Source organism: Rheinheimera tilapiae, assembly GCF_042432165.1.
Lineage (GTDB): Bacteria > Pseudomonadota > Gammaproteobacteria > Enterobacterales > Alteromonadaceae > Pararheinheimera > Pararheinheimera tilapiae.
This window is the reverse complement of sequence record NZ_JBHLXP010000001.1, coordinates 2,394,453-2,418,597: the sequence shown is the minus strand read 5'-3', so window position 1 is coordinate 2,418,597 and position 24,145 is coordinate 2,394,453. Positions and strand designations below refer to the sequence as shown.

The following is a 24,145-nucleotide window of genomic DNA, read 5'->3' as shown; positions in this document are numbered from 1 at the left end:
TGCGGCGTTATAATCCGCAGTAAGGTGCCAAGCGGGCTGCGCACGCAGCGAGGAGCTATAGATGTCGAGCCGAATACTGTTGTTATCTGCCATTACTGTTGCATTATTTACCCAGTTTCCGGCGCTTGCTGCGGACAAACAGGCTGCAGCCAAAGCCACTGCGCAGCTCAGCAAACCGGCTGCTCCGGCAACTGCCACCAAAGCGAAAAAACTTTTCTCCCAGGCCGAGCTGGATCAAATGCTGGCGCCAGTCGCATTGTACCCGGACACTGTGCTGTCGCATGTGCTGATCGCCGCCACCTATCCGTTAGAAATTATCAAAGCTACCCGCTGGTTGTCAGGCAAGCCGGGCATGACTTCTGAGCAAGCACTTAAAGCGGCTGAAAATGAAAGCTGGGACCCGAGCGTACGCGCGCTCGTTGCATTTCCGCCGCTGCTGACCAAAATGAATAACGAACTGGACTGGACGCAAAAACTCGGCGACGCCTTCCTGATCCAGGAAAAACAGGTGATGGCGACGGTGCAAAATCTGCGCGAAAAAGCCTATACCGCCGGTAATTTAAAAAATCAGGAACACTTACGCGTTGAGCGTAAAGAAAAAGTCATCGTCATCGAGCCGGCCAGACCTGAAGTGATTTATGTGCCGGTGTACGACACCCGGGTGGTCTACGGTGACTGGTGGTGGCGTTCATATCCGCCGGTGCACTGGCCATACCCAACTGGCTATCGCCGTCATGCGTCGTTCTACTGGGGCGCCGGTGTGCAAGTGGCGCCGAACTTCTACTTTTCGACTTTCTACTGGCCACGCAATGAAATTGTGGTGATCCATCATCACGATTACCGGCCGCGGCACTATTACCGCAATCATGAAATTATCCAGCATGAAGAACGCCGGCATTGGCAACATAACCCGCAGCACCGTCATGGCGTGGTGTATCACACCTCCTATGAGCCGGTGCGCGAAAGCCGTGGGGAAGCCTGGCGTTATGAAGATCAGGGCGACCGCCGGCGCTGGGCAGCAGAACGTCGTCAGGATAATAATGTCGCGTTACCGGGCGACCAGCAGATCATCAACCAGCCAGATCCGGATTTAGACAATTTGCGCCGTCAGCAACAGGAACGGGAGCAAGTGTTTGCTCAACCGGAAAATGAGCTGAATCCACAGACACAGCCCGTGACTGTCACGCCGGATCAAGGCAATACGCAGGCACCGGTGCAACCAGTTGGCGAAACGGTCGACAACAATAAAGATGGTATCGATGACCAGCCGGTGTTTGAACAACCGGTGACAAATATGCCAGTGACCGATGCGCCCACTGAGCCTGCTCCAATCAGCGAACAGCCTGCGCCAACAGATCAGTTGCCGCAGCCTGAGTTACAACCAGAGTTGCAGCCGGAACAGCTGCCGCAGCCAGTGACAGAACAACCGGTTTATCAAGATCCTGAGCCGCAGCCGGTGTATGAACAGCCACAGCCGGTGGACCAACAGCCAGAACCTGTATTCCAGCAACCAGAGCCGGTGTATCAACAACCTGAACCGGTGCAACAACCGGTGATTGAACAGCCAGAGCCGGTGTATCAACAACCTGAACCGGTGCAACAACCGGTGATTGAACAGCCAGAGCCTGTGTATCAGCAACCGGAACCGGTGTACCAGCAGCCAGAGCCTGTGTATCAGCAACCGGAACCGGTGTACCAGCAGCCAGAGCCGGTGTATCAGCAGCCCGAGCCGGTATATCAGCAACCGGAACCGGTGTACCAGCAGCCAGAGCCGGTGTATCAGCAACCGGAGCCGGTGTACCAGCAGCCTGAACCGGTGTATCAGCAACCGGAGCCGGTGTACCAGCAGCCTGAACCGGTGTATCAGCAACCGGAGCCGGTCAGTCAGCCGGTGATTGAACAGTCTGGTATTCAATAGTAATGAACAGGCGGCCTGCGGGCTGCCTGTCGCTTTAACAAGAGTCAGTTGGTTATTGCTTTGAAATAATCTGCTTGGGAGAAACTATGCAGCTTTATGGTTCGACATCGTCACCTTTTGTCCGTCGTTTGCGCTTATTGTTGGCCGAGCGGCCGCATGAATTCATTAGCCTGAATATTTTTGAATCGGCAGATCGTGAACGCTTAATTGCATTAAATCCAACGCGCAAAGTGCCAATGTTGGCCGACGGCGAGCAGGTCGTGTTTGATTCGGGTGTGATCTACCGGTTTCTCAGCCAAAAGTTTTTACTGACGCCGCTGAGCTGGTCACAGGAAAATCTGCTGACCATTATCAATGCAGCCAATGATTCTTTAGTCGAACTGTTGCTGTGTAAACGTTCTGGTTTTGATGTCCGGGACAACAAATTGTTTTTTAACCTGCAGCATGAGCGGGTACAGGCCACGCTGAAAATTTTGAACAGCAAAGTCGCTGCCGGTGAGTTTGCGCAGTGGGACTATCTGGCGATGAGTTTGTATTGCCTGGTCGACTGGATTTGCTTTCGCGAGTTGGTTGATATGCAGCCGTTTGGCGCTTTGCTGCAATTTAAAATTGCCCACCAACAGGAAGTTGGTGTTGCCGAGACAGATCCACGCCTGGGTTAACCTGCGTTGATCATAAAATAAGGGCTGCAATTGCAGCCCTTGTTATTTGGTTTCGTGCCAATGCCGCAGTGATTTAGTCCAGGCCGATAAAACCACCGGTTTGATGCGCCCATAACTGGGCATAAATGCCGCCTTGGGCAATCAACTGCTGATGGCTGCCTTGTTCAACAATCGCGCCCTGATCAAGCACAATCAGCCGGTCCATCGCCGCAATCGTCGACAGCCGGTGCGCTATCGCAATCACGGTTTTGCCGGCCATTAACTGATTCAGGCTGTGCTGAATGGCTGCTTCCACTTCGGAATCAAGCGCCGAGGTGGCTTCATCCAAAATCAGGATCGGCGCGTTTTTCAGCAGTACTCGCGCGATGGCGATCCGCTGGCGCTGACCACCGGATAATTTCACGCCGCGCTCACCAACCTGCGCATCCAGGCCTTGATTACCACGTGGATCACTAAGCTCCGCGATAAACTGGTCGGCTTCGGCGGCTTTCACTGCAGCCAGTAATTGCGCTTCAGACGCATCGGGCCGGCCGTACAGAATATTTTCCCGCACCGTGCGGTGCAGCAAGGATGTGTCCTGCGTCACCATAGCAATTTGCGCGCGTAACGAGTCCTGACTGACCTGGCGGATATCCTGGCCATCAATACGGATCTGGCCGGTTTCCAAATCGTAGAAACGCAATAACAGATTGACCAAAGTTGATTTGCCAGCGCCACTGCGACCGACCAGACCGACTTTTTCACCCGGTTTGATATTTAAATCCAGCTGCTGCAGCACGTTTCTGCCCTGACTAGCGTATTGGAAGCAGACTTTATCAAACGCAATAGCGCCGCCACTAACTTGTAAAGGTTGTGCATTCGGGCTGTCCAACACTTGTTGCGGTTGCGCCAGCGTGGTGATGCCATCGGCCACAGTGCCGATGTTTTCAAACAGACTGCTGACTTCCCACATGATCCACTGCGACATGCCGTTTAAGCGCAGCGACAAACTAACAGCGATAGCGATAGCACCAACACTGACAGCCTGCAGCGTCCATAACCAGATCGACATCGTCGCGACTGAAAAAACCAATAAATAATTCAGCGCCTGCACACTGAAATTCAGCCAGGTCACCAGGCGCATTTGCTCGTACACCGGATCTAAAAAACGCGACATGCTGTCGCGGGCATATTCGGCTTCACGGCTGGTGTGGGAAAACAGTTTAATGGTGTTGATGTTGGTATAACTGTCGACGATCCGGCCCGTCATATCCGAGCGGGCGTCCGCCTGTCGGCTGGCAACATCTTTGAGCCGTGGCACAAAATACACCTGCAGACAGATATACAGGCTCAGCCAGACCAGCAATGGCAGTACCAGCCGCCAGTCGGCGTCAAACACCAGATACAACATGGTGCTGAAGTACACCAGCACATAGACCATCACGTCGAGTAACTTAGTCGCGGTTTCGCGCACAGCCAGCGAGGTCTGCATCACCTTCGTTGCGATACGGCCGGCGAAATCATTTTGATAAAAGCTGACGCTTTGTTTCAGTAAATAACGATGCGCCTGCCAGCGGATCGCCATCGGATAATTGCCGAGTAACGTCTGGTGCAACACCGCAGAGTGGAGCAGTACCAGCAGCGGCATACCGACAGCGGTGAGCAGACCCATGCGGATTAACGTGTCTTGTTCGGTTTGCCACAACGTAGCCGGATCTTTTTGTACCAGCCAGTCGACTAGCTGCCCCATAAAACCAAACAACGACACTTCGAGCATCGCCAGCAGGGCCGTTAACAACGCCATCACGACGAGTGGAATTTCCATGCCTTTGCTGTAATGCCGGCAAAATGCATAGATACCTTTGGGCGGCTGCGTGGGTTCCGCCGCCGGAAAGGGATTGGTCAACTTTTCAAAAAATTGCAGCATGGCAGACCTCAACAAGGCCCGCCATCTGCACGGCGGGCGTTAATAATTGCAGAGAATATCGCGGCTACACGCCAGCATGGCCTGCACTTGCGCCGGACTGATATCCAAATGAGTGACTAAACGGATGCGGGATTTCGACTGGCCAGACTGCTGATAAGTGCTGCTGGTCAGGCGGACCTGATGTTTGCCTAATTCTGCCACAAAATGGCCGGCAAGCGCAGCGTCCAGATCGCAGAAAATGATATTGCTTTGCGGCATTTGCAGTGAAAACTGTGTTTCCAGTCCGGTATCAACAACGATTTGCTGCAGGCCTGTCGCCAGCTGCTGCGCGTGCTGATGGTCGTCTTGCAGGCGGTGGACATGATGTTGTAACGCATACAAACCGGCCGCTGCCAGCCCACCGGCCTGCCGCATGCCGCCACCGAGCATCTTGCGCACGCGGCGGGCGCGGGCGATGAAGTCATGGCTACCCAATAACAACGAGCCGACCGGCGCGCCAAGCCCTTTGGACAAACACACCGAAATCGAGTCATAACCACTGACCAGCTGACGGGCAACCTGGTAGGGATCGGCCTGGGTCTGGCTGGCAATAGCGACTGCAGCGTTAAAGATCCGCGCGCCATCAATATGGCAGGCCAGTTGGTTCGATTTGGCGAGAGCCGCCATCTGTGCCATGTAGTCGAGGCCGAGCACCTGACCACCGGTGGTATTTTCAATCACCAGCAAACGGGTGCGCGCAAAATGCGGATCGTCCGGTTTGATTGCGGCCTGAACGTCGGCAGCGAGCAAACTACCGTCTGGTTGGTTGGCCAGTGGTTGTGGCTGGATCGACCCCAGCACCGCCATGCCACCGGCTTCCCATTTATAGGTGTGCCAGTTTTGCCCGACGATGGCTTCGTCACCACGCTGACAATGGCTCATCAGCGCGATCAAATTGGTCATGGTGCCACTAGGTGCAAACAGCGCTGCGTCAAAACCAAGTAATTCAGCCGCATAACTCTGTAGCGCGTTGACCGAAGGGTCATCGCCAAATACGTCATCGCCCAGCGGGGCATTGGCCATAGCGGCGCGCATCGCTGCGGTAGGCTGGGTGACGGTATCAGAACGAAAATCAGGCATCAGGTACATCCTCAGGTGGTCATTATCAATCAGCATACGATGTTCACTCCGATGCTGCAGCCTATTGTGATAAGCAGGGGCCGTGCTGCGACAAAGTTCAGTGGATTTATTGCGATGCAGCTGTCACTTTGCTTGTCGTCAGAGGTGATTTGCAAGGTGTCAGTTGTCAGGCAAAAAATCGTCCGGCAGGCGCGCTAAATCGCTGACCAGCCAGGCAGGGTCCAGATGCTGTGCCAGCTGTGCCGGCAAAAAACGGATCAGCTGGGCGGCGGTGGCAGATAATCGCCGATCACGCCGCGCCACCAGATACCAGTGACTTTCCAGCGGCAACCCCTTCAGCTGTAATTGTTCAACCGGTTCGGTGCCTGCTTTTAGGGTATGCGCTGACAAGACGGCCAGACCCAGGCCTGAGGCGACACTTAAGCGGATCGCTTCGTTACTCTCAATTTGCATGGTTTTTTGCAGCACCAGACCCTGACTGCTCAGCCAGCTTTCCAGCATCATCCGGGTGGCAGAACCAGGTTCGCGGATCAGGAAACGTTCGTCTTTCAGATCGGCCATACCAAGCCCGGACTTATCTACCGCCCAATGGCCGGGTGGCGCAATCAGTTGCAGCGGGTTTTTCAACAGGCGCCGGGCTAGTACCTGATTGCCCGCTGGCGGATGGCTGAACAAAAACAAATCATCTTGTTGTTGTTCAAAGCGGCTCAGGATCTGGGCACGGTTACCTATGTTCAAAATCAGTTCAATGTGCGGAAACTGGCGGGAAAACTCTGCTAACAGTGGAGGCAGGATATATTTGGCGGTGGTGACGATACCCAGACTCAGACTGCCGCTATTGCCGGCGCGGGCGCTCTGCACAAACTGGGAAAAATCGGCAAAGCGGCCCAGTACATCCTGACTGGCGCGATACAGCTCGGCACCAACCCGACTCGGAACCAAGGTGCCATGTTGACTCTCCAGCAAAGGTTCACCAGCCCAATCGGTCAGTTTCTTCAGCTGGATGGAGACGGTTGGTTGGGTCAGGTGCAACTGGCGCGCGGCCTGCGAAATGCTGCCGGTTTGCACCACTGCCTGATAAACCTGCAACAAACGAAAACTCAAATGGCGAACATTCATAGATGATTATCAATATTGGCATGTGAATATATTTATTATTCCTTAATCCGCCGTACAGGCACAATAGCCGCCGCCCTGATCTGGAGGATTTAATGATGCCCGATATAGTAATTGCTTTTTTTGCCTTCGGCCTGGTCGCCGGTTTGCTGAAATCGGACCTGAAGGTACCGCATTCCATTTATGAAACTTTATCGATCCTGTTAATGCTGGTGCTTGGCTTAAAAGGCGGGCTGGCTTTACACGGCCAGGTCACCGGGCAGTTGTTATTGGGCCTGTTGCCGGTTGCGCTATTGGGATTTATTTTACCGCTGCTGTGTTATCCGATCCTGCGTCATCTGGTGAAACTGCGCACGGATGATGCAGTGAGTATTGCGGCGCACTATGGCTCAGTCAGTGCCGGTACTTTTGCGTTGGTGCTGGCGATGGTGGAGAGATCCGGATTACCAGTCGCGGCGCAAACGACATTATTTCTGGTGTTGCTGGAACTGCCGGCCATCATCATTATGCTGTGGTTACATCGCCGGCTCACCGGTGAAGGCAGCGCCGGCGGGATCTGGCGCGAATCTTTGACCAGCCGCGGTGTATTGCTGCTTGGTGGTGGCGTGTTGATTGGGTATTGCTACGGGCCTGTAGGCCTGGAGCCGATTGCGCCGGCCTTACTCGGTGGCTTTAAAACGATGTTGGCGCTGTTTCTGCTGGAAATGGGCTTGTGTACGGCGAAAGCCTGTGTGCCGTTACCGCTGGCGCAGTGGCGTTTGTTGATGTTCGCCGCACTGATGCCGTTTTTATTAGCCTGGAGCGGCATTGGCACCGCATTATTGCTGGATTTACCGCAAGGTAGTGCCGTGATCCTGGCCGGTCTTACCGCCAGTGCTTCGTATATCGCAGCACCTGCCGCTATCCGGGCTGCGATCCCGTCAGCCAACATTGGTCTGGCCATGCTGGCTGCACTGGGGATCACCTTTCCGGTCAACGTCTTGATTGGTTTACCTGTATACCAACACTGGGTCAGTTGGTTTTACCCCTGACCGCAGCGGATCTCAGGACTGATGCCAGCCTAGCTGGCGTCTCAGCCAATGCCAGGTGTCATTCTCCGGTTGATGTACCTTGGTTTTGGCTGATGGAGTCTGTTGTAAATCTGCTTTGATCCAGGGGGGCGCCACACTGCCGTAGCCTGCAGTGGGAAACAGTTCTGGTGGACGGGTTCTGCTCAGTTGTTCAGTCTTCATTACATCACCTCTGCGTAGCGTCTCAGGACAGTCCGGCATTCTGCCGGACCTGTGTTGCAGTCAGATGATCAGGGCGTAATCAGTGGAAATGACATCAGTCACAGCCTGATCCTCGTCTGAGTCCGGTATCCGTTCCGGCCGCAACGAGCAAAGTGTAAAGGTTCGTAACGAAAAAATCCGCTATCGCCAAGCTGCAATATGAATCATCTGAGCCATGGTTTTGTGCGCTGCCGTACCCACACCGTCCGGAAAAATTCCGTCAGATCAAGATACTGAAACCGCCGCTAGCCTGCTGCTGTCCGTATTTAATTACAAGACAGCGGTGTCATCCGATTTAATAATTTAGTGTTTACTGAACTTCAGGCACCAGCCTCAACTCGCTAGCTATCGCCTTACTGCTGCCGGACCTCTTGACGTCACAGATGCTGTTCGGTGACTGGTGTTGTCGCGATCTGCTGCAATGTGGCGATTAATTGATCCAGTTCGGCTGGTTGGGTAAACAGCTGGACAGTGATCCGCACAATAGCCAGCTGATTGAACTGGCGGCTGACGGCAAAAATCCGCGCTTGCTGCCACAAAGCTGCGACCACATCGTCGGCGCTATGTCCTGCCAGAGTAAATGCTGCAATAGCACAGGACTGTGCTGGGTCTAAAGGCGTGATGATCTGCAGATGAGGGATCAGCTGCGCTCTGGTTAACCAATATTGGGTCAGATAACGCAGACGCTGTTCTTTTCGCTCCGAGCCTATCGCGCGTTGAAACGCCAGCGCATCGCGGATATTGAGCAGCGCAGGTACTGGCATAGTGCCTGGTGCAGCCAGGCGTTGGATGGAAACTGGAATTGGCCCCGATATTGGAACCATAGATGGCCTAGTAGCGCTATCTGGCAGGCCATACAAGGGGCGGATCTCTGCCAATCGGGTTTTACGGATAAAGACCAGCCCGGTGCCGAGCGGCGCGCCAAACCATTTATGCAGATTGGTGGCGATAAAATCCGCCTCTAGGTCCGGCAGCAGAAAATCGAGTTGGGCAAACGAGTGGGCGGCATCGACCATCACGTCAACGCCGTGCTTACGCGCCATTCGGCTGATTTGTGCGACCGGCAGGATCTGACCATGGCGATGACATAAATGACTGAGCACAATCAGTTTAGTGCGTGGCGTGATGGTCTCGGCATAACACTGTACCAGTGCCTGTTCAGAGCTATTCGCCTGCAGTTGCAGGGGGCGAACCGTCACTTGTTTCTCTGCCACCAGCCAACGCAGACTGGCAAGCACCGTATCGTAATCCTGTGTTGCACAAATCACTTCATCGCCGGGTTGCAGCGGATAACCGTGCAACAGAATGTGCATGCCCTCACCAAGGTTACGGGTCAGTAGTAATTCATCTGGTTGCACACCACAAAAATCAGCCAGTTGCTGATAGATGGCCGCTTCTTCCTGTGGCCATTGCTGACGCAGATATAACGCCCCCTGACTGTTCACTTGCTGCTGATGTTGCTGCCAGGCCTGTAAAACAGATAACGGCTGTGTACCAACATAACCATTTTCCAGTTGAATAAACGCCGGATCGCGCGGGTATAACAGACTATGTTGCTGCCAATAGACCTCGTCGGTAGCGCTGTGTACAGATTGACCTGCAGTATCTGACTCCTGTTGTGGTGGACCTGACAGCGTTTGCTGCGAAGGTTGCGGCGATTTCGATAATGATTGCCAGGCCAGCCAAAGACTTAACGCTAAGGCTAGGCACAGTAATAAGGCAAGCAGCAGCACAACCGCTGGCCAGCCACCAGAGTCCCAGCCGATGCCGGAAAAAGCGCCCAGCGAGCTTGCGCCCAAATAATAGCAAGACAGGTACACCGCAGTGACCAGCGCTTTGGGCGCCTGAACCAGTGTGGCCAGCCAGTTGCTGCATAGGGTGTGAGTGGCAAAAAAGCCAAAAGTAAACAACGCGATACCAGCGAGGATTATTCCGACATCCGGGTGCAGTGTTGCGCACAAGCCCAGCAACATCAGTGTCAGCGCCATGGGGACTAGCGTGCGCAGCGGCAGGTGCTTGGTTAACATCGCGCCCCACAGCGAGCTGCCGATGCCAAAAACATAAAACACTGTGATGGCGGCGACTGTGCTTTGGCTGAACAAATACGGCGGTGCCAGCAGATAAAAAGTGATGTAGTTGTACAGACCGGTATAACTGCCGGTTAGTAAAAACGCGATGGCAAACAGCGCCAACAATTTGGGCTGGCGGATCTGAACAAACACCGAACTGATCATCTGGCGCAGGTTCTGAAGATCAGGCGTGACCTGCATAAGCTGTTGGCTGCGCCGCGAATTGCTTTGCATTGCGTGCGGTAATACGTGCGGCGATGCGTTTGGCTGCGTTTTTGGCAAAATGCGCTGAAATTGCCAGGCGGCAGCAAGTCCAGCCAAACCTAAACACAGCAGCGCCAGCCGCCAGTTGAGTTGGTCGCTCAGCAGCGCACCGAATGCCCGTCCCAGCATGCCGCCTAACGCGGTCCCCGCAATATAAAAGCCAATGGTCTGACTCAGCCGTGCAGCAGGCACTTCACTGCTGAGATAGGTGATCGCGAGCGCCGGCATACCACCCAATGCCAGCCCCAGCAGCGCGCGCAGCCATAGCAATTGCGTGTAGTTTTGCGCCAGCGCACATAGCAGGCTCAGCACTGCAGTGCTCGCGACCGCCACAATCATCAAACGGCGCCGGTCAATAAATTCACTGAGCAGGCTGCTGAGCAATAAGGATAACGCCAAGGTCAGCGTGGAAATGGACAACACCCAGCTGGCATCCGCCGCGGTCAAACCGAATTCAGCCGACAGCAGCGGCATCATCGGTTGCACGGCGTAGAGCAGGGCAAATACGCTGCTGCCAGCCAGAAACATGGCCCATCTTAAAGATTGGATCCGCTGCAGCTGATCTGCTGCAGAGGTAGATAACTGGTTGGCAGCGGTGCTGACAGGTGCTGAATAAGACATCAGGGGTGGCCGGTGAAAAACAGGAAGTGTCAGGGTAAAGATTGCAATTAATAGCGTCCAATACATAATAAGGACGATATTAATACCGAAAATAGATTATTGTGACGGCAACAGCAGGATCATCGCCGGAGTAACCAATCATCGAACTACGACAATTACGTTATTTTATTGCAGTCGCAGAAGAGCTGCATTTCACCCGTGCGGCGCAGCGGCTTTGCATCGGCCAGCCGCCGCTCAGTTATGCCATTGCCCAGCTGGAAACTGAGATCGGCGCAATGTTATTTGCCCGCACGAAAAGGTCGGTGCAGCTGACCGAAGCGGGGAAGTTATTACTCGCCGATGCCCGAAAAATTCTGGCGCTGTCCGGCGCCGCAGCGCAGAGCGCCAAAGCCGCCGCAGCGGGGCAGGCCGGTGAACTGCGGATTTGCTTTACCTCATCGACACCGCTGACGCCGTTATTTTCCGCGCTGATCAATGTCTATCGCCGGCAATTTCCGGCCGTCACGCTGACGTTGCTGGAGATGTCGACGCAACACCAGCTGGCGGCGTTGCAACAACAGACACTGGATTTGGCGTTTGTCCGGCCACAATTTGGCGCTGAACAAGCGGAGCAGGAGAATTCAGCGGCGCATGCGCTGCACTATTTGCCGCTGCGCACAGATCCACTGGTGGTGGTGTTGCCGGAGCAGCATCGGCTGGCAACAAAACCGCAGATCTGGCTGGCGGATTTGGCAACGCAGGGTTTTATCATGTACCCGCCGCAAGCGGGCACCAGTATTTACCGGCAACTGCACGCGCTGTGCCTGCAAGCCGGATTTACGCCTGATACAGTGCAGCAGGCCGCCGAAGCGTCGACCATCATCGGGCTGGTCGCTGCCGGTGTCGGCATCAGCGTGCTGCCAGCATGTTTCGACCGCATTCAGCTGGCAGGAGTTTGTTACCGGCAACTCGCCGACGAGATGGCGGTAACACGTTTAATGCTGGCACATCCGGCTGCAGAGCGAGAGCCGCAAAAACAGCTGCTGATCCAGCAGTTTGTGGCGCTAACACAAGCAGAGATTTAGTTAAATGCTGATATGCAATGGACATAAAAAAACGCCGGATAAATCCGGCGTTTTTTTGAAATTTGAATGGTCGGTACGGCGGGATTCGAACCCACGACCCCTGACACCCCATGACAGTGCGCTACCAAGCTGCGCTACGTACCGACGAGCGCCTTATCTTACTGGCTTTCTGTCTGATTGCAATGCTGCACCGACTGACTGCAGCATTTTTAGCCGGTTAATCAGCCAAATAGCAAAGCGCCGCCACAGATTTTCGGTTAAGGTAATGCCATTAAACATCCGTCCGGATGTCCAAAATCTGCGGGTGTTTTTGCGCAAGGGCCGGGGAGGCCGATTTTTATGTGGATCTTGTTTACCTTACTGGCTGCGTCGATGCAGGCCGTGCGTAATGCCTGTCAGAAAGAGCTCAGTAAAGAAGTGTCGGTGCTGGGTGTCACGCTGGCACGGTTTATATATGCCAGTCCGCTGGCGGCCCTGTATTTGCTGGGGTTATATCAGTATCAGGCTGCGGCATTGCCAGTATTTAGCGGCAGTTTTGCCGGGTATGTACTGGCGGCGTCCGTGATGCAAATTCTGGCCACTGCACTGATGGTGGTGCTGTTTAAGCAAAAAAACTATGCCATTGGTGTCGGACTGGCGAAGTCAGAAGCGATCTTTGCTGCGGTACTTGGCGTGCTATTTTTTGCCAGTGTGTTGTCGCCGCTCGGCTGGATTGGGGTTGGAGTGGGCGCTATCGCGGTGTTTTTATTAAGCGGTGTGCGAAACCTGAACGAGTTGCCGCTCAAGACCGTTGCCATCGGCGCCGCCAGTGGTGCCGCTTTTGCACTGACGTCGTTGTGGATCCGCGAAGCCAGTCTGGCGCTCGGCTTGCCGTTTCCTTATGGTGCGGCCTGGGTGTTGTTGTTTGTCATTAGCTGCCAGACGCTGCTGTTGTTGGGTTATCTGTTAATACGCGACCGCGCCGTGCTGGTTGCGCTATGGCAACGGCCCCGACTGACCTTGCTGACCAGTTTTTTCAGTTGCATCGGTTCTTTAGGCTGGTTCACCGCAATGAGCCTGGAGAGTGTGCCATTAGTGAAAACACTGGGGCAGGTTGAAGTCCTGTTCACTTTGTTGATTTCGGTGTTCTGGTTCAAAGAAAAGCTCAAACGCACCGACTTGCTGGGCCTTGCGCTTGTTGTTCTGGCGGCTGTACTGGTGATGTGGGCCTGACACTCGGTGCAATTCCCGGCGCTGGCGCAATCAGGCGACAGATGATTACAATGCTGCTGACCCATACAGAGAGCCCGGCTCGAAGAAGCTGGCCCTGCTAACCCTATAACGCAGATTTGAAGCATGAAAACCAATATTCTGAACCGTATCGTAGAACCGGAAGCGCTGCAGCAAAGTGGCGACTTCCTTGGCCTGACTTTGACTTACCCTAAAGAGCTCACGCCTTTTGCTTACACGCTCAATAACGGCACTGTGGTGGAGGTCTGGGATACTGGCGTGTTATGCCTGACTCCAGCGAACCCGGCAGGCATCGACCTGGTGTTGTCTTCAGGTGTTCACGGCAATGAAACTGCGCCGATTGAGCTTTGCGCAGCAATTTGTCAGGACCTGTTGCTGGAAAAAATCCAAAGCCGTCACCGGCTGTTGTTTCTGTTTGGCAATCCACCGGCAATGAACAGTGCAAAACGTGAACTGGTCGATAACCTGAACCGGTTATTCTCCGGCCATCATAGTAAAGGTGAAGGAGAACCAAGTTGGGAGCGCCAGCGGGCGGCGGCACTCGAACAATATGTGCTGCGTTTTTTTAATGAGGGCGGTGCCAACCGGCAGCGTTTGTTATACGACCTGCATACCGCTATTCGTGGCTCACAGTTTGAAAAGTTTGCGGTTTATCCGTTTTTACACGGCAAGCCCTGGAGCAAAAGTCAGTTACAGTTTTTACATGCCTGCGGCGTGGAAACGTTCCTGCTAATGCAAACACCTGCCTCTACTTTCAGTTATTTTGGCGCACAAAGTTGTGGCGCACATGCCTTTACGCTTGAGCTTGGCAAAGTCAGACCTTTTGGTGAAAACGATATGAGCCGCTTCGCCGACTGTGATCTGATGCTGCGCGCCTTGATTGTCGATGCGCTGCCGGCGTTGGCCGATTTTGACGAGAGCCGGTTTAACTTCTTTGTCGTCAGTCGTGCGGTGAATAAGCAAAGTGAACAATTCGAATTGTGCTTTGCCCGCAATATTGAGAATTTCACTCAGTTCCCGCTTGGCACTGTGTTGGCACGTGACGGTGACATTGAATATCGGGTCGACGAACCGGGCGAAGCCATTATTTTCCCCAACGCAGACGTCGCGCTGGGGCAACGCGCGATGTTGTTGGTCAAGCCTGTTTCAGTCGCCGGGCAGGTCAGCGACTGAAACAGGTCCTGATAAAACAGAAACGGGCAATACGCCCGTTTTTGTTTGTCTGGTCATACCACTAACTTCAATTCCGGCCCTCAGCAGATGACTTTTACCGGGCAAATGGTGGATTTAGCATCGCATTAGTTTTCCTTATCCGAGCCTATGGAAAAATTCACCGTAAAAAGTTCGGCTGTGCTACGTTTTACAGGTTGGTGCGGTTGCAATGCAGTTTACGTAAAGGTAAAGTTTGCGCCGCTGGAACAAAATAATAACAGCGAAGCTGCAGCGATTTGCTTGACGTCTACGTAAAGTAAAATAATCCGACGCGATAAACCGTCTGCAAAAATCCAGGGGAGAAGCTGACCTAAACAGCGACAGACTGTCAGTCAGATGGATTCAACATTAAGGTAAAGCCGGCAAACACCAAGGTCCGCGTTACCCGCATGACAAAGAGAGATCTATGACCAACCCGAATAACGCCACGATTTCGACCGTGCACCACGCCGAATTCACCAGTGGCCACGCTTTGCAGATCCCGACACTGCGCATTTTACAGGACGACGGCACTCTCTACGAAGGTGCGACTGCACCGGAACTCGATAAAGCCACTGCGCTGAAAATGTACCAGACCATGACCTTTATCCGCGTGCTGGACGAACGGATGTTGGGCGCGCAGCGTCAGGGCCGGATCAGTTTTTATATGCAATGCCTCGGCGAAGAAGCCGCCACTGTCGGTAGTGCAGCTGCGCTGGATGATGCCGACATGATCATGGCGCAATACCGTGAACAAGGCGCGTTACGTTACCGTGGTTTCACGCTGGAACAGTTTATGAACCAGCTGTTTTCCAACGAAAAAGATCTCGGCAAAGGCCGCCAGATGCCGGTGCATTACGGCAGCAATGCCATTCATTACATGACTATTTCCAGCCCGCTTGGCACGCAAATCCCGCAAGCGGCCGGCTATGCCTACGCGCAGAAATTACGCGGTCTGGCCAATGTGACCATTTGTTATTTCGGTGAAGGCGCCGCGTCTGAAGGCGACTTCCACGCCGGTCTGAATATGGCCGCGGTGCATAAAGCACCAGTGCTGTTTTTCTGCCGCAACAACGGCTACGCCATCTCAACACCAGCCAACGAACAGTTTAAAGGCGACGGCATCGCCTGTCGTGGTGTTGGCTATGGCATGAAAACCATCCGTGTCGACGGCGCCGACATTCTGGCGGTGTATCAGGCGACTAAAATGGCGCGTGAATATGCGCTTGCGAACAACGAGCCAGTGCTGCTCGAATCGATTGCTTACCGCCTCGGCGCGCATTCTTCGTCGGATGACCCAAGTGGTTATCGCTCAAAAGAAGAAGAAGAGCTGTGGCGTAAAAACGACCCGGTCGCCCGGTTTCGTTTATTCCTGCTGCAAAAAGGCTGGTTGGATGATGATGCCGACAAAGCCGCCATCGAGCAGCTGCGTCAAGACATTCTGGAAGCATTAAAAGTGGCAGAAAAAGTCGCAAAACCTGGTATTGAACATCTGATCAGCGACGTTTACGCCGAGCCTATCCCTGAACTGGAACGCCAGTTGGCGGAACTTAAAGAGCACATCCGCAAATACCCGGATGCGTATCCAATCACGTCAGGGAGAATGTAATGGCGAAAATGAATATGTTACAGGCCATCAACAACGCGCTGGATTTAGCGATGGCCAAAGACGATGGCGTGGTGTGTTTTGGTGAAGACGTCGGCCATTTTGGCGGTGTGTTCCGTGCGACATCCAAGCTGCAGGAAAAATACGGCAAAGCGCGTTGTTTTAACACGCCTCTTACAGAGCAAGGTATCGCCGGTTTTGCTAATGGTATGGCGGCGCAAGGCATGACGCCGGTCGCAGAAATTCAGTTTGCCGACTACATCTTTCCGGCCTTTGACCAGATCGTCAACGAAACGGCCAAGTTCCGTTACCGCTCCGGCAATGAATTTAACGTCGGTGGTTTGGTGTTCCGCACGCCATACGGCGGCGGTATCGCTGGTGGTCACTACCACAGTCAGTCACCGGAAGCTTATTTTGCCCATACGCCGGGTCTGAAAATTGTCGTTCCGCGTAATCCGCATCAAGCCAAAGGTTTGTTGTTGGCCTCAATCAACTGCCCGGATCCGGTAATTTTCTTTGAACCGAAAAAACTGTACCGCGCCTCTGTCGGCGAAGTGCCGGAAGAATACTACGAGCTGCCAATCGGCCAGGCCGAAGTGATGAAAACCGGTTCTCAGGTCACAGTGCTGGCCTGGGGCGCGCAGATGGAGATCGTGGAAAAGGCAGTCGAAATGGCTGAAGCCATTGGTATTTCCTGTGAACTGATCGACCTTCGCAGCATCCTGCCGTGGGACGTCGATACAGTGGCTGAATCAGTGAAAAAGACCGGCCGTCTGGTGATTAACCACGAAGCGCCGTTGACTGGTGGTTTTGCCGGTGAAATCGCTGCGACCATCCAGCAACGTTGTTTCCTGCATCTGGAAAGTCCAATCCTGCGCGTCTGTGGTCTGGATACGCCATATCCGCTGGCGCTGGAAAAAGAATACGTCGCTGACCATTTAAAAACCTTTGAAGCCATTAAAGCGTCAGTCAATTTCTGAGCCGGAGTTATCGATGAAAAAAGATTTTATCCTGCCGGACATTGGTGAAGGCATCGTGGAATGTGAACTGGTCGACTGGCTGGTGAAAGAAGGCGATCGGATTGTCGAAGATCAGCCGATCTGCGACGTGATGACTGATAAAGCCTTGGTGCAGATCCCTGCAATTTATAACGGCGTGGTCAGCAAGCTGTATTATGCCAAAGGCGATATCGCGAAAGTCCACGCACCTTTATTTGAAATGATTGTCGACGTGGTTGCCGGTGATGCACCAGTCACCGCAGCGCCGGTTGCTGCCGTCGCAGTTGGCGGCAAAGTGGTTGAGGATTTTATTCTGCCGGATATCGGTGAAGGCATTGTGGAATGTGAAGTCGTGGACTGGTTGGTCAAAGAAGGCGATATCATTGCCGAAGATCAGCCGGTTTGTGACGTGATGACCGACAAAGCCTTAGTGCAAATCCCAGCGAAACATCCGGGTAAAGTGGTGAAGCTGTATACCGCCAAAGGCCATATCGCCAAAGTGCATGCGCCGCTGTTTGCCATTGAGATGGACGCAGCCCTGGCTTCAGGACAGCCGCCATCAGCACATCAAGTGCCTGCAGCATCTCAGCCAAGCGCAGCTGTAGTGGCCGCAGCACCTGCAGCGACAGTCGCAGTAGCCAGCAGTTTGCCTGCAGGCCACAAAGCGCTGGCAAGTCCAGCGGTGCGCCGGCTGGCGCGTGAACTGAGCGTCGATATTCACCGTGTGCCAGGCACAGGTCCAAAAGGCCGGGTGTTTAAAAATGATGTACAGGCGTTTGTTTCCGGTACTGTTTCCGGCGCTGTTGCAGCACCGGTAGTACCAGTATCCGCCGCTGTGGTTGCAGCACCGGTCACTGGCAGCAGCGGTCGTCGGGTCGAACCAATCAAAGGCATTAAAGCGGCGATGGCGCGGCAGATGGCTGAATCAGTCAGCACTATCCCGCACTTCACTTATTGCGAAGAGATTGATTTGACTGACCTTATCGCGCTGCGGTTAAGCCTGAAAGACAATCTGGCGAAACAAGGCGTGAAGCTGACCATGATGCCGTTTTTCATGAAAGCGATGTCGCTGGCGTTAAACGAGTTTCCGATCTTAAACAGCCAGGTCAATGCCGATTGCACCGCGCTGACGTACTTTGACGAGCACAATATCGGTATTGCGGTCGATTCTAAAGTCGGTCTGCTGGTACCGAATGTCAAAGATTGCCAGCGTAAATCGATCGTGGAAATTGCTCAGGACTTAACCCGTCTGACCGATCTGGCGCGCGAAGGCCGCGTCAGCCCGGCTGATTTAAAAGGTGGCACTATCACCATCTCCAATATCGGCGCTATTGGCGGCACTGTTGCGACGCCTATTATCAACAAACCGGAAGTGGCGATTGTGGCGCTCGGCAAAGTGCAGTTGCTGCCGCGCTTTGATGCCAAAGGCCATGTGGTGGCGCGGTCCATCATGCAGGTCAGCTGGTCAGGCGATCACCGTGTGATTGACGGTGGCACTATTGCCCGCTTTACCAACCTGTGGAAAAAGTACCTGGAAGAGCCTTCAGCAATGCTGGTGGCTATGCGCTAACGAATGCGCTAAAGAACGCGCTAACGCTATCTAAGGCGCGTAAAACCTGCTAAAAAAGCCCCATTCGGGGCTTTTTTGTTTCAGCGATGTACAAACACCAATTACGTAACTTTTATATTCCGGAAGAGCAGTCGATTTATCTGCTTAATGCCAACGACGCGAAGAAACTCAAAGATTGGGTCGCGTTGTGTATGGATGAGCTGCGTAAATTAGGCTATCGCGACATCGAACTGGTTGGCAAAGGGGCGTATGGCTTTGCTTTTGCCGGGCTGGATAAAGCTGGCGAGCAATGTGTGTTTAAGTTCTCCCGTATCAATCTGCCGCAACATATCCAGGAGCGGCTGGCTGACGAAGCTTACATGTTGTCACAAATCCAGCATCCGAATGTGCCGCGTTACATCACGTACCAGCTGGTGAAAAAACAAGGCATCCTGATGATGGGCCGGGCCCGTGGCATCGACCTTGAACAATACAGCTTGCGCCATGGCCGGCTGCCGGTCCGGCTGATCATTGATATTGCCGCGCAGCTGGCTAGCTTGCTCAAAGTGCTCAGAAGTCATCAAAAAGACGGCGAAGCCTGCCCAATTGTGCATGGCGATATCAAACCGTCCAATCTGGTGTATGACGAAGTCAGCGGCCAGATCAGTCTGGTGGATTGGGGCAGTTCAGTGTTTGCCCAGACCGATGAACAAGGTCATTACCTGAGCAATAACGTGATGGCGCTGATGTCAGCGGATTTACAGAATTCCAATGCCCGTCTCGGCGATGTGTATTTTATTGGCGCTGAGCAACGCGCCGGTGCTTTATCGAGTCCACGTTTTGATGAGCAGGGCGTGGCCGGGACTTTATATGCGCTGGCGTCGGGCCAGGGCTGTCGTTTTGGCCGCAAAGCGATCCCGGCGCGCAGTCTCGGGTTGCCCAACGAATTTGCCACTATGCTCGACAGTCTGCTGGCCGACGATCCCGGTTTACGTGCCCAGGCCGGTGATTATTTCCTTAAAGCGATGCCCCGCCTGGCCCATCTGGTGTTGCCGGATCTGACGCTATTTGATGACAGCCCGCAGCTGCCGTTTGGTATCAATGCGCAAAGCCGTGAACTGGATACTGTGGTGTATTCGTCGCGCAAGTCATTTTTGCGTGAACACAGCGAAGAAGACGGCATTCAGTACGTCGACGATGTACAGCTGGAGCGCTATTACAAAAACTATCTCGAAGGCATGGGTGAAACCGAAAAAGCCTTTGTGGCGGCGGTCAGCCGGCTCGGCCGGTATCCGGTGGTCGGAGGGCTCGCAATCCACTGGCAGGCGCAGGGGGTCTATGTCGATTGTCATTTTCATTTGTATCAGCAGGCGCTGACGGACGCTTTTACGCTGGCGCTCAATAACGTCGTAACGCTGGCCCGCGCTATCGCAAAAGTGGGTACTTTTAAGGCTTGTTTGTTTGATGCGCGCCAGACCATTCACCTGGCGCGGGAACACGCAGAACACGCCTTTACGGTGCCGGCCGGTTTACATATCCCTTATGAAGTCAAAGCCGTCAGCAATGCTGAACTCAGCAGTAAACAACATTCATATTTTGAAGACGGTAAAGATCCGGATGAACAGTTGGTGCTGCCCGACGCCATTATGGACGACCTGGCGCAGCTGAACCTGATCCGTCACACCGGTTGTATTATTTTTGAAGTCACCGCATTTTATATGAAAATACACAGCTATTTTCACTTACTCGATGCCGACGCCGAAGTTCAGTTCGCCCGATTATTGGCGAATATTGTCAGTAAAATCCCGTTGATCCGTGGCGATGGCGTGGGTGGTTTTATGAAATTGCCGCAAAAGGCGACCCGTAAATTCAGTCACCAGCTGGTGCTGCCGACCTGCGTCTATCCTGCCAATCCCTATAGTCACAGATAGCGTCCGTTGTGGCCGTATCAGTGGCAAGTTGATGTCACGTCGTTATATCAGCGAATGGTGAAATAAAACGGCATTATTGTTGGCGTTTTGCTATGGTTTTAACAGCCATAAACGGACGGAAGGCAGTATTGTGGACAAAGTACACTGGCAGCAGCAAATCGATATTTTGCAGGCGATCGCCGATCATTCCGGCGCTGTAATTGGTGCAAAAGATTTGGCCGGGCATTATGTATATGTGAATCAGCAGTACAGCCGGTTATTCAACCGACCGGTGCAGGATTTTATCGGCAAAACCGATGAAGATCTGTTTAGTGCTGAAACGGCACAACAATTTCGCCGTGCTGACCAATTGGCGCAACAATCGAGTGTCGCAATCAGCGTGGAAGAACGGGTTGAAGTGAACGGCATCGCGCTGGAGTTTTTGTCACTGAAATTTCCCATTCGCGACCAGCAAGGCCAGTTGTTTGCGACCGGGCTGGTGGCTGCTGACATCAGTAAATTAAAAGAGTTACAACGCCAGCTGCAAAGCCTGGCAGACCATGATCCGCTCACCAGATGTTACAACCGTCGCCGTATTCTGGAAATTGCTGAAGTCCATTTAAAGAAGGCCCGTCGTTATCAGCAGGATTTCAGCATTTTGTTATTTGATCTGGACCATTTTAAACACATCAATGACGTCTACGGCCACGCCATCGGCGATCAGGTGCTGGTTGGTTTTGCCGAGCGGGTACAATCTGAGTTGAGAAAGCCGGATGATTTCGGCCGGATCGGTGGTGAAGAGTTTATTGCGCTGCTGCCGGATACCAACGCCCATTCAGCGCTCGCGCTGGCAGAGCGGATCCGACTCAAAATTGCTGATTGGCAGTTCGCTGCATTAAAAGGCTCCCGACTGACCACCTGCATCGGCATCGCCGAGTTTTCATTGCAGCTGCAGCGGATGGATGAGTTATCCGCCGCCGCCGACCATGCCTTGTATCAGGCCAAAGCGCAAGGCCGCAACTGCGTCCGGATGTACTAAAGCGACAGCCGCTTATTTGAACTGATGAGAAAAGCAGGTAACATGAAAACAGCAAAGTGAACCGCAGAACTCGCCATTCCGAGTCGCAAAAAAGAGTCGTTGCATGGTCAGAGTGTTGGGTTGGTTGATTTTTTTGGGTTTGTTTATGCCGGTATTGGCCAGTACAGCGGCGCCGGATCCACATAGCTTCGCTAATTTTCAGCAAGTCCGCACCCGTCATCTGGTGTTAGATTTAGCGGTTGATTTTACCCGCCAACAGCTGACCGGTTTTGCTGAACATCAATTGGAGCGACTGGACCCCAGCATAAACCGCTTGGTGCTGGACAGCCGACACCTGAAGATCACCACGGTGACATTCACCAATGATGGCGTGCATTGGCAAAAAGCAGCCTATCTACTTGGGATTGAAGATGCGCTGAAAGGCCAGCCACTGACCATTCAATTACAGAACAACACCAAAGCGGTGCGGGTCTATTATCAGACGACACCACAGGCCAGTGGCCTGCAGTGGTTGACCGCAGCGCAAACCAGCGAAAAAAAACAACCGTTTTTATTTTCTCAGTCACAGGCTATCCATGCCCGCAGCTGGATCCCGCTACAGGATACGCCAGCCAACCGCATCACCTACCAGGCCCGCATCAAAACACCGGCGGATTTATTGGCGGTGATGAGCGCCGATAACAGCGCCAACTTCAACAGAAACGGCGACTATCAATTCGACATGCCACAACCGCTGCCGTCTTATTTGATCGCGCTGGCAGTGGGTGATTTGCATTTTAAAGCCATGTCGGCTGATACCGGCGTCTACGCCGAGAAACTCTGGCTGGACCGGGCGACGGCAGAATTCTCTGACACCCAAAAGATGATGGATGCGGCGAATCAGCTGTTCGGCAAATATCCATGGAAACGTTACGATTTGTTGGTGTTGCCTTCGAGTTTTCCATTTGGTGGTATGGAAAATCCGCGCTTGTCATTTGTCACACCGACCATCATCACTGGTGATAAAAGTCTGATCAGTTTGGTTGCGCATGAACTGGCGCATTCCTGGAGCGGCAATCTCGTCACCAATGCCAGCTGGAATGATGTCTGGCTCAATGAAGGTTTCACCAATTACGTGGAAAACCGTATCATGCACAAGGTGTACGGCCAGCCAAGGGCAGATATGGAGTTGCTGCTGAATGTGCGTGCTTTGCGCAATCTGCTGACGCATCAGGCGCCGGCAGATTCTCGCTTACAGGCTGATTACCGCGGTCGCGATCCGGATGAAGCCTTTCACCAAATTCCTTATGTCAAAGGACAGTTGCTGTTACTGACGTTGGCCCAACATTTCGGTCAGGCACAGTTTGACCAGTTTTTACGCGACTATTTTGCCCATTTTGCTTTCCAGTCGATCGAGACTGAGTCTTTTGTCCGCTATTTTCAGCAGCAACTAAACAGCAAACAGAGCTTTAGTGAACAGGCCTTAAGTCGTTGGCTGACCGCCCCAGGCTTACCGGACGAACTGGCGCTGCCTGCGTCTGATGCTTTTGCGCGCGTCAGTGTGGCACAGCAACAATGGCTGGCAGGCAAGGCTGGCTTGCGCTTGTTGCCTACCGCGCAATGGTCTGTGCACGAGTGGCTGCATTTTATTGACCTGCTGCCACGTGAGTTGACAGAACAGCAGCTTAGCGAACTGGATTTGGCGTTTTCTTTGTCGCAAAGCAGCAATGCAGAAATATTTACAGCATGGGCGCAACTCGTGATCCCGTTGAACTATCAGCCCATTATTCAGCCACTGCGCCAGTTCCTGCTGTCGGTAGGCCGGCAGAAATTCATTGTTCCACTCTACAGCGAATTGAAAGCAAATCCGCAGTGGCGCAGTTGGGCGCGACAAGTCTATCGCGAAGCGCGGCCCGGTTATCATCCGTTAGCGCAGCAGCAACTGGACAAACTAACGCTTTGACATTTTGTCACAGTCTGGCGCCAGCAGTGGCTGCTATGCTGACCCCAGTCCGGCAAAGAGCCTAGGCGTAACAGGAGTGTATAGATGAAATTAAGTCAGATATTAGTGTTGTGCGCGGCACTGGGTCAGTCCGCATACGCGGCTGAAGCAGATTTCGTCACGGTTAACGGCAGCGGCGCTGTCGCTGTGACACCAACCCAAGCACGGTTGACCCTGGTTTTTTCCGCACAACAAGCCGACGTGGCGGCTGGCAAACAAGCGGTAGATGCCCAAAGCGCTGCATTTGCAGCTCTGTTGAGCAAACATCAAATCAAAGCCAGTGATGTGAACAATGCGCCCCTGGTGGTTTACCCGGAACAACGGGAGCAGAAACTCGACCAGTTCCGGATTGAACGTAGCACCACAGTGCTGATCCGTGATTTGACCTTATATCCGCTGTTGCTGGAAGGCGCGGCAAAGTTAGGCGTCAGTCAGATCCAGCCGGTAGAGCTGCAAACGGCAGACAGTGAGCAGTATTATACCGAGGCGTTACAACAGGCATTTCAGGCTGCCAAAGCCAAAGCATTGCAATTAGCAGCGCTCAGTGGACGCAAACTTGGCAAAGTCAATCAGCTGCACGAGCAGTCCAGTGCACCGGGTCCGAGATTCAAAGGGATGATGATGGCTGCAG

Annotated in this window: 18 protein-coding genes and 1 tRNA gene; 13 read left to right on the top strand and 6 right to left on the bottom strand. The window is 53.4% G+C overall.

The window, feature by feature from the left end:
* Positions 1-61: 61 nt before the first annotated feature.
* The gene (locus ACFFJP_RS10440; RefSeq protein WP_377243133.1) at positions 62-1,918 is read left to right on the top strand and encodes a DUF3300 domain-containing protein; all 1,857 of its coding nucleotides are present in this window, start codon (positions 62-64) and stop codon (positions 1,916-1,918) included.
* An 86-nt stretch (positions 1,919-2,004) separates the two neighbouring features.
* A complete protein-coding gene (locus ACFFJP_RS10435; RefSeq protein WP_377243131.1) occupies positions 2,005-2,580 on the top strand; it encodes a glutathione S-transferase family protein in 576 nt (191 codons plus the stop codon).
* A 73-nt stretch (positions 2,581-2,653) separates the two neighbouring features.
* On the opposite strand, the gene ACFFJP_RS10430 is transcribed toward ACFFJP_RS10435, so the two are convergent.
* From ACFFJP_RS10430 to ACFFJP_RS10420, 3 genes are all read right to left on the bottom strand, one after another.
* Positions 2,654-4,486 carry an ABC transporter ATP-binding protein gene (locus ACFFJP_RS10430; RefSeq protein WP_377243129.1) on the bottom strand — a complete coding sequence of 611 codons (1,833 nt, stop codon included), beginning with the start codon at positions 4,484-4,486 and terminating at the stop codon, positions 2,654-2,656.
* Between the two features lie 39 nt (positions 4,487-4,525).
* Entirely contained in the window at positions 4,526-5,605 is a 1,080-nt protein-coding gene (gene ltaE, locus ACFFJP_RS10425) for a low-specificity L-threonine aldolase (protein ID WP_377243127.1), read from the bottom strand.
* Positions 5,606-5,764: 159 nt separating this feature from the next.
* Entirely contained in the window at positions 5,765-6,724 is a 960-nt protein-coding gene (locus ACFFJP_RS10420; RefSeq protein WP_377243125.1) for a LysR family transcriptional regulator, read from the bottom strand.
* A 92-nt stretch (positions 6,725-6,816) separates the two neighbouring features.
* Between ACFFJP_RS10420 and ACFFJP_RS10415 the strand changes: the two genes are divergently transcribed.
* Positions 6,817-7,752, top strand: coding sequence for a sodium-dependent bicarbonate transport family permease (locus ACFFJP_RS10415; protein WP_377243123.1), 936 nt, complete (start codon positions 6,817-6,819; stop codon positions 7,750-7,752).
* 12 nt (positions 7,753-7,764) lie between these two features.
* On the opposite strand, the gene ACFFJP_RS10410 is transcribed toward ACFFJP_RS10415, so the two are convergent.
* Both ACFFJP_RS10410 and ACFFJP_RS10405 read right to left on the bottom strand, forming a co-directional pair.
* Entirely contained in the window at positions 7,765-7,953 is a 189-nt protein-coding gene (locus ACFFJP_RS10410) for a hypothetical protein (RefSeq protein WP_377243121.1), read from the bottom strand.
* Positions 7,954-8,369: 416 nt separating this feature from the next.
* Positions 8,370-10,946 (bottom strand): MFS transporter, encoded by a 2,577-nt coding sequence (locus ACFFJP_RS10405; protein WP_377243119.1) that lies wholly within the window; start codon positions 10,944-10,946, stop codon positions 8,370-8,372.
* Positions 10,947-11,083: 137 nt separating this feature from the next.
* Between ACFFJP_RS10405 and ACFFJP_RS10400 the strand changes: the two genes are divergently transcribed.
* Positions 11,084-12,010: a LysR family transcriptional regulator gene (locus ACFFJP_RS10400; protein ID WP_377243440.1), complete on the top strand. Its 927-nt coding sequence runs from the start codon at positions 11,084-11,086 to the stop codon at positions 12,008-12,010.
* Between the two features lie 67 nt (positions 12,011-12,077).
* On the opposite strand, the gene ACFFJP_RS10395 is transcribed toward ACFFJP_RS10400, so the two are convergent.
* Positions 12,078-12,154, bottom strand: a tRNA-Pro gene (locus ACFFJP_RS10395).
* A gap of 195 nt (positions 12,155-12,349) precedes the next feature.
* Between ACFFJP_RS10395 and ACFFJP_RS10390 the strand changes: the two genes are divergently transcribed.
* The 9 genes from ACFFJP_RS10390 to ACFFJP_RS10350 all read left to right on the top strand — a co-directional run.
* Positions 12,350-13,222: an EamA family transporter gene (locus ACFFJP_RS10390; RefSeq protein ID WP_377243117.1), complete on the top strand. Its 873-nt coding sequence runs from the start codon at positions 12,350-12,352 to the stop codon at positions 13,220-13,222.
* Positions 13,223-13,345: 123 nt separating this feature from the next.
* Entirely contained in the window at positions 13,346-14,413 is a 1,068-nt protein-coding gene (gene astE, locus ACFFJP_RS10385; RefSeq protein WP_377243115.1) for a succinylglutamate desuccinylase, read from the top strand.
* Positions 14,414-14,858: 445 nt separating this feature from the next.
* A complete protein-coding gene (locus tag ACFFJP_RS10380; protein ID WP_377243113.1) occupies positions 14,859-16,040 on the top strand; it encodes a thiamine pyrophosphate-dependent dehydrogenase E1 component subunit alpha in 1,182 nt (393 codons plus the stop codon).
* Positions 16,040-17,017 (top strand): alpha-ketoacid dehydrogenase subunit beta, encoded by a 978-nt coding sequence (locus ACFFJP_RS10375; protein WP_208931502.1) that lies wholly within the window; start codon positions 16,040-16,042, stop codon positions 17,015-17,017. Before ACFFJP_RS10380 ends, ACFFJP_RS10375 begins: the two co-directional genes overlap by 1 nt.
* Before the next feature lie 13 nt (positions 17,018-17,030).
* Positions 17,031-18,605 (top strand): dihydrolipoyllysine-residue acetyltransferase, encoded by a 1,575-nt coding sequence (locus ACFFJP_RS10370; protein ID WP_377243111.1) that lies wholly within the window; start codon positions 17,031-17,033, stop codon positions 18,603-18,605.
* A gap of 86 nt (positions 18,606-18,691) precedes the next feature.
* Positions 18,692-20,515, top strand: coding sequence for a protein kinase domain-containing protein (locus ACFFJP_RS10365; protein WP_377243109.1), 1,824 nt, complete (start codon positions 18,692-18,694; stop codon positions 20,513-20,515).
* Positions 20,516-20,645: 130 nt separating this feature from the next.
* Complete coding sequence (locus tag ACFFJP_RS10360; RefSeq protein WP_377243107.1) at positions 20,646-21,533, top strand: sensor domain-containing diguanylate cyclase; 888 nt, start codon at positions 20,646-20,648, stop codon at positions 21,531-21,533.
* Between the two features lie 103 nt (positions 21,534-21,636).
* A complete protein-coding gene (locus ACFFJP_RS10355; RefSeq protein ID WP_377243105.1) occupies positions 21,637-23,475 on the top strand; it encodes a M1 family metallopeptidase in 1,839 nt (612 codons plus the stop codon).
* Between the two features lie 84 nt (positions 23,476-23,559).
* Positions 23,560-24,145 (top strand): SIMPL domain-containing protein (locus ACFFJP_RS10350; RefSeq protein ID WP_377243103.1); only part of this gene is annotated, 586 nt, incomplete at its 3' end.

Excerpts from the sequence above, each read along its gene's own strand:
- ACFFJP_RS10405 (WP_377243119.1), bottom strand. The coding sequence starts at position 10,946 with ATGTCTTATTCAGCACCTGTCAGCACCGCTGCCAACCAGTTATCTACC.
- ACFFJP_RS10415 (WP_377243123.1), top strand. The coding sequence starts at position 6,817 with ATGATGCCCGATATAGTAATTGCTTTTTTTGCCTTCGGCCTGGTCGCC.
- ACFFJP_RS10410 (WP_377243121.1), bottom strand. The coding sequence starts at position 7,953 with ATGAAGACTGAACAACTGAGCAGAACCCGTCCACCAGAACTGTTTCCC.
- ltaE (WP_377243127.1), bottom strand. The coding sequence starts at position 5,605 with ATGCCTGATTTTCGTTCTGATACCGTCACCCAGCCTACCGCAGCGATG.
- astE (WP_377243115.1), top strand. The coding sequence starts at position 13,346 with ATGAAAACCAATATTCTGAACCGTATCGTAGAACCGGAAGCGCTGCAG.
- ACFFJP_RS10365 (WP_377243109.1), top strand. The coding sequence starts at position 18,692 with ATGTACAAACACCAATTACGTAACTTTTATATTCCGGAAGAGCAGTCG.
- ACFFJP_RS10435 (WP_377243131.1), top strand. The coding sequence starts at position 2,005 with ATGCAGCTTTATGGTTCGACATCGTCACCTTTTGTCCGTCGTTTGCGC.
- ACFFJP_RS10440 (WP_377243133.1), top strand. The coding sequence starts at position 62 with ATGTCGAGCCGAATACTGTTGTTATCTGCCATTACTGTTGCATTATTT.
- ACFFJP_RS10355 (WP_377243105.1), top strand. The coding sequence starts at position 21,637 with ATGGTCAGAGTGTTGGGTTGGTTGATTTTTTTGGGTTTGTTTATGCCG.
- ACFFJP_RS10390 (WP_377243117.1), top strand. The coding sequence starts at position 12,350 with ATGTGGATCTTGTTTACCTTACTGGCTGCGTCGATGCAGGCCGTGCGT.
- ACFFJP_RS10430 (WP_377243129.1), bottom strand. The coding sequence starts at position 4,486 with ATGCTGCAATTTTTTGAAAAGTTGACCAATCCCTTTCCGGCGGCGGAA.
- ACFFJP_RS10380 (WP_377243113.1), top strand. The coding sequence starts at position 14,859 with ATGACCAACCCGAATAACGCCACGATTTCGACCGTGCACCACGCCGAA.
- ACFFJP_RS10420 (WP_377243125.1), bottom strand. The coding sequence starts at position 6,724 with ATGAATGTTCGCCATTTGAGTTTTCGTTTGTTGCAGGTTTATCAGGCA.
- ACFFJP_RS10370 (WP_377243111.1), top strand. The coding sequence starts at position 17,031 with ATGAAAAAAGATTTTATCCTGCCGGACATTGGTGAAGGCATCGTGGAA.
- ACFFJP_RS10375 (WP_208931502.1), top strand. The coding sequence starts at position 16,040 with ATGGCGAAAATGAATATGTTACAGGCCATCAACAACGCGCTGGATTTA.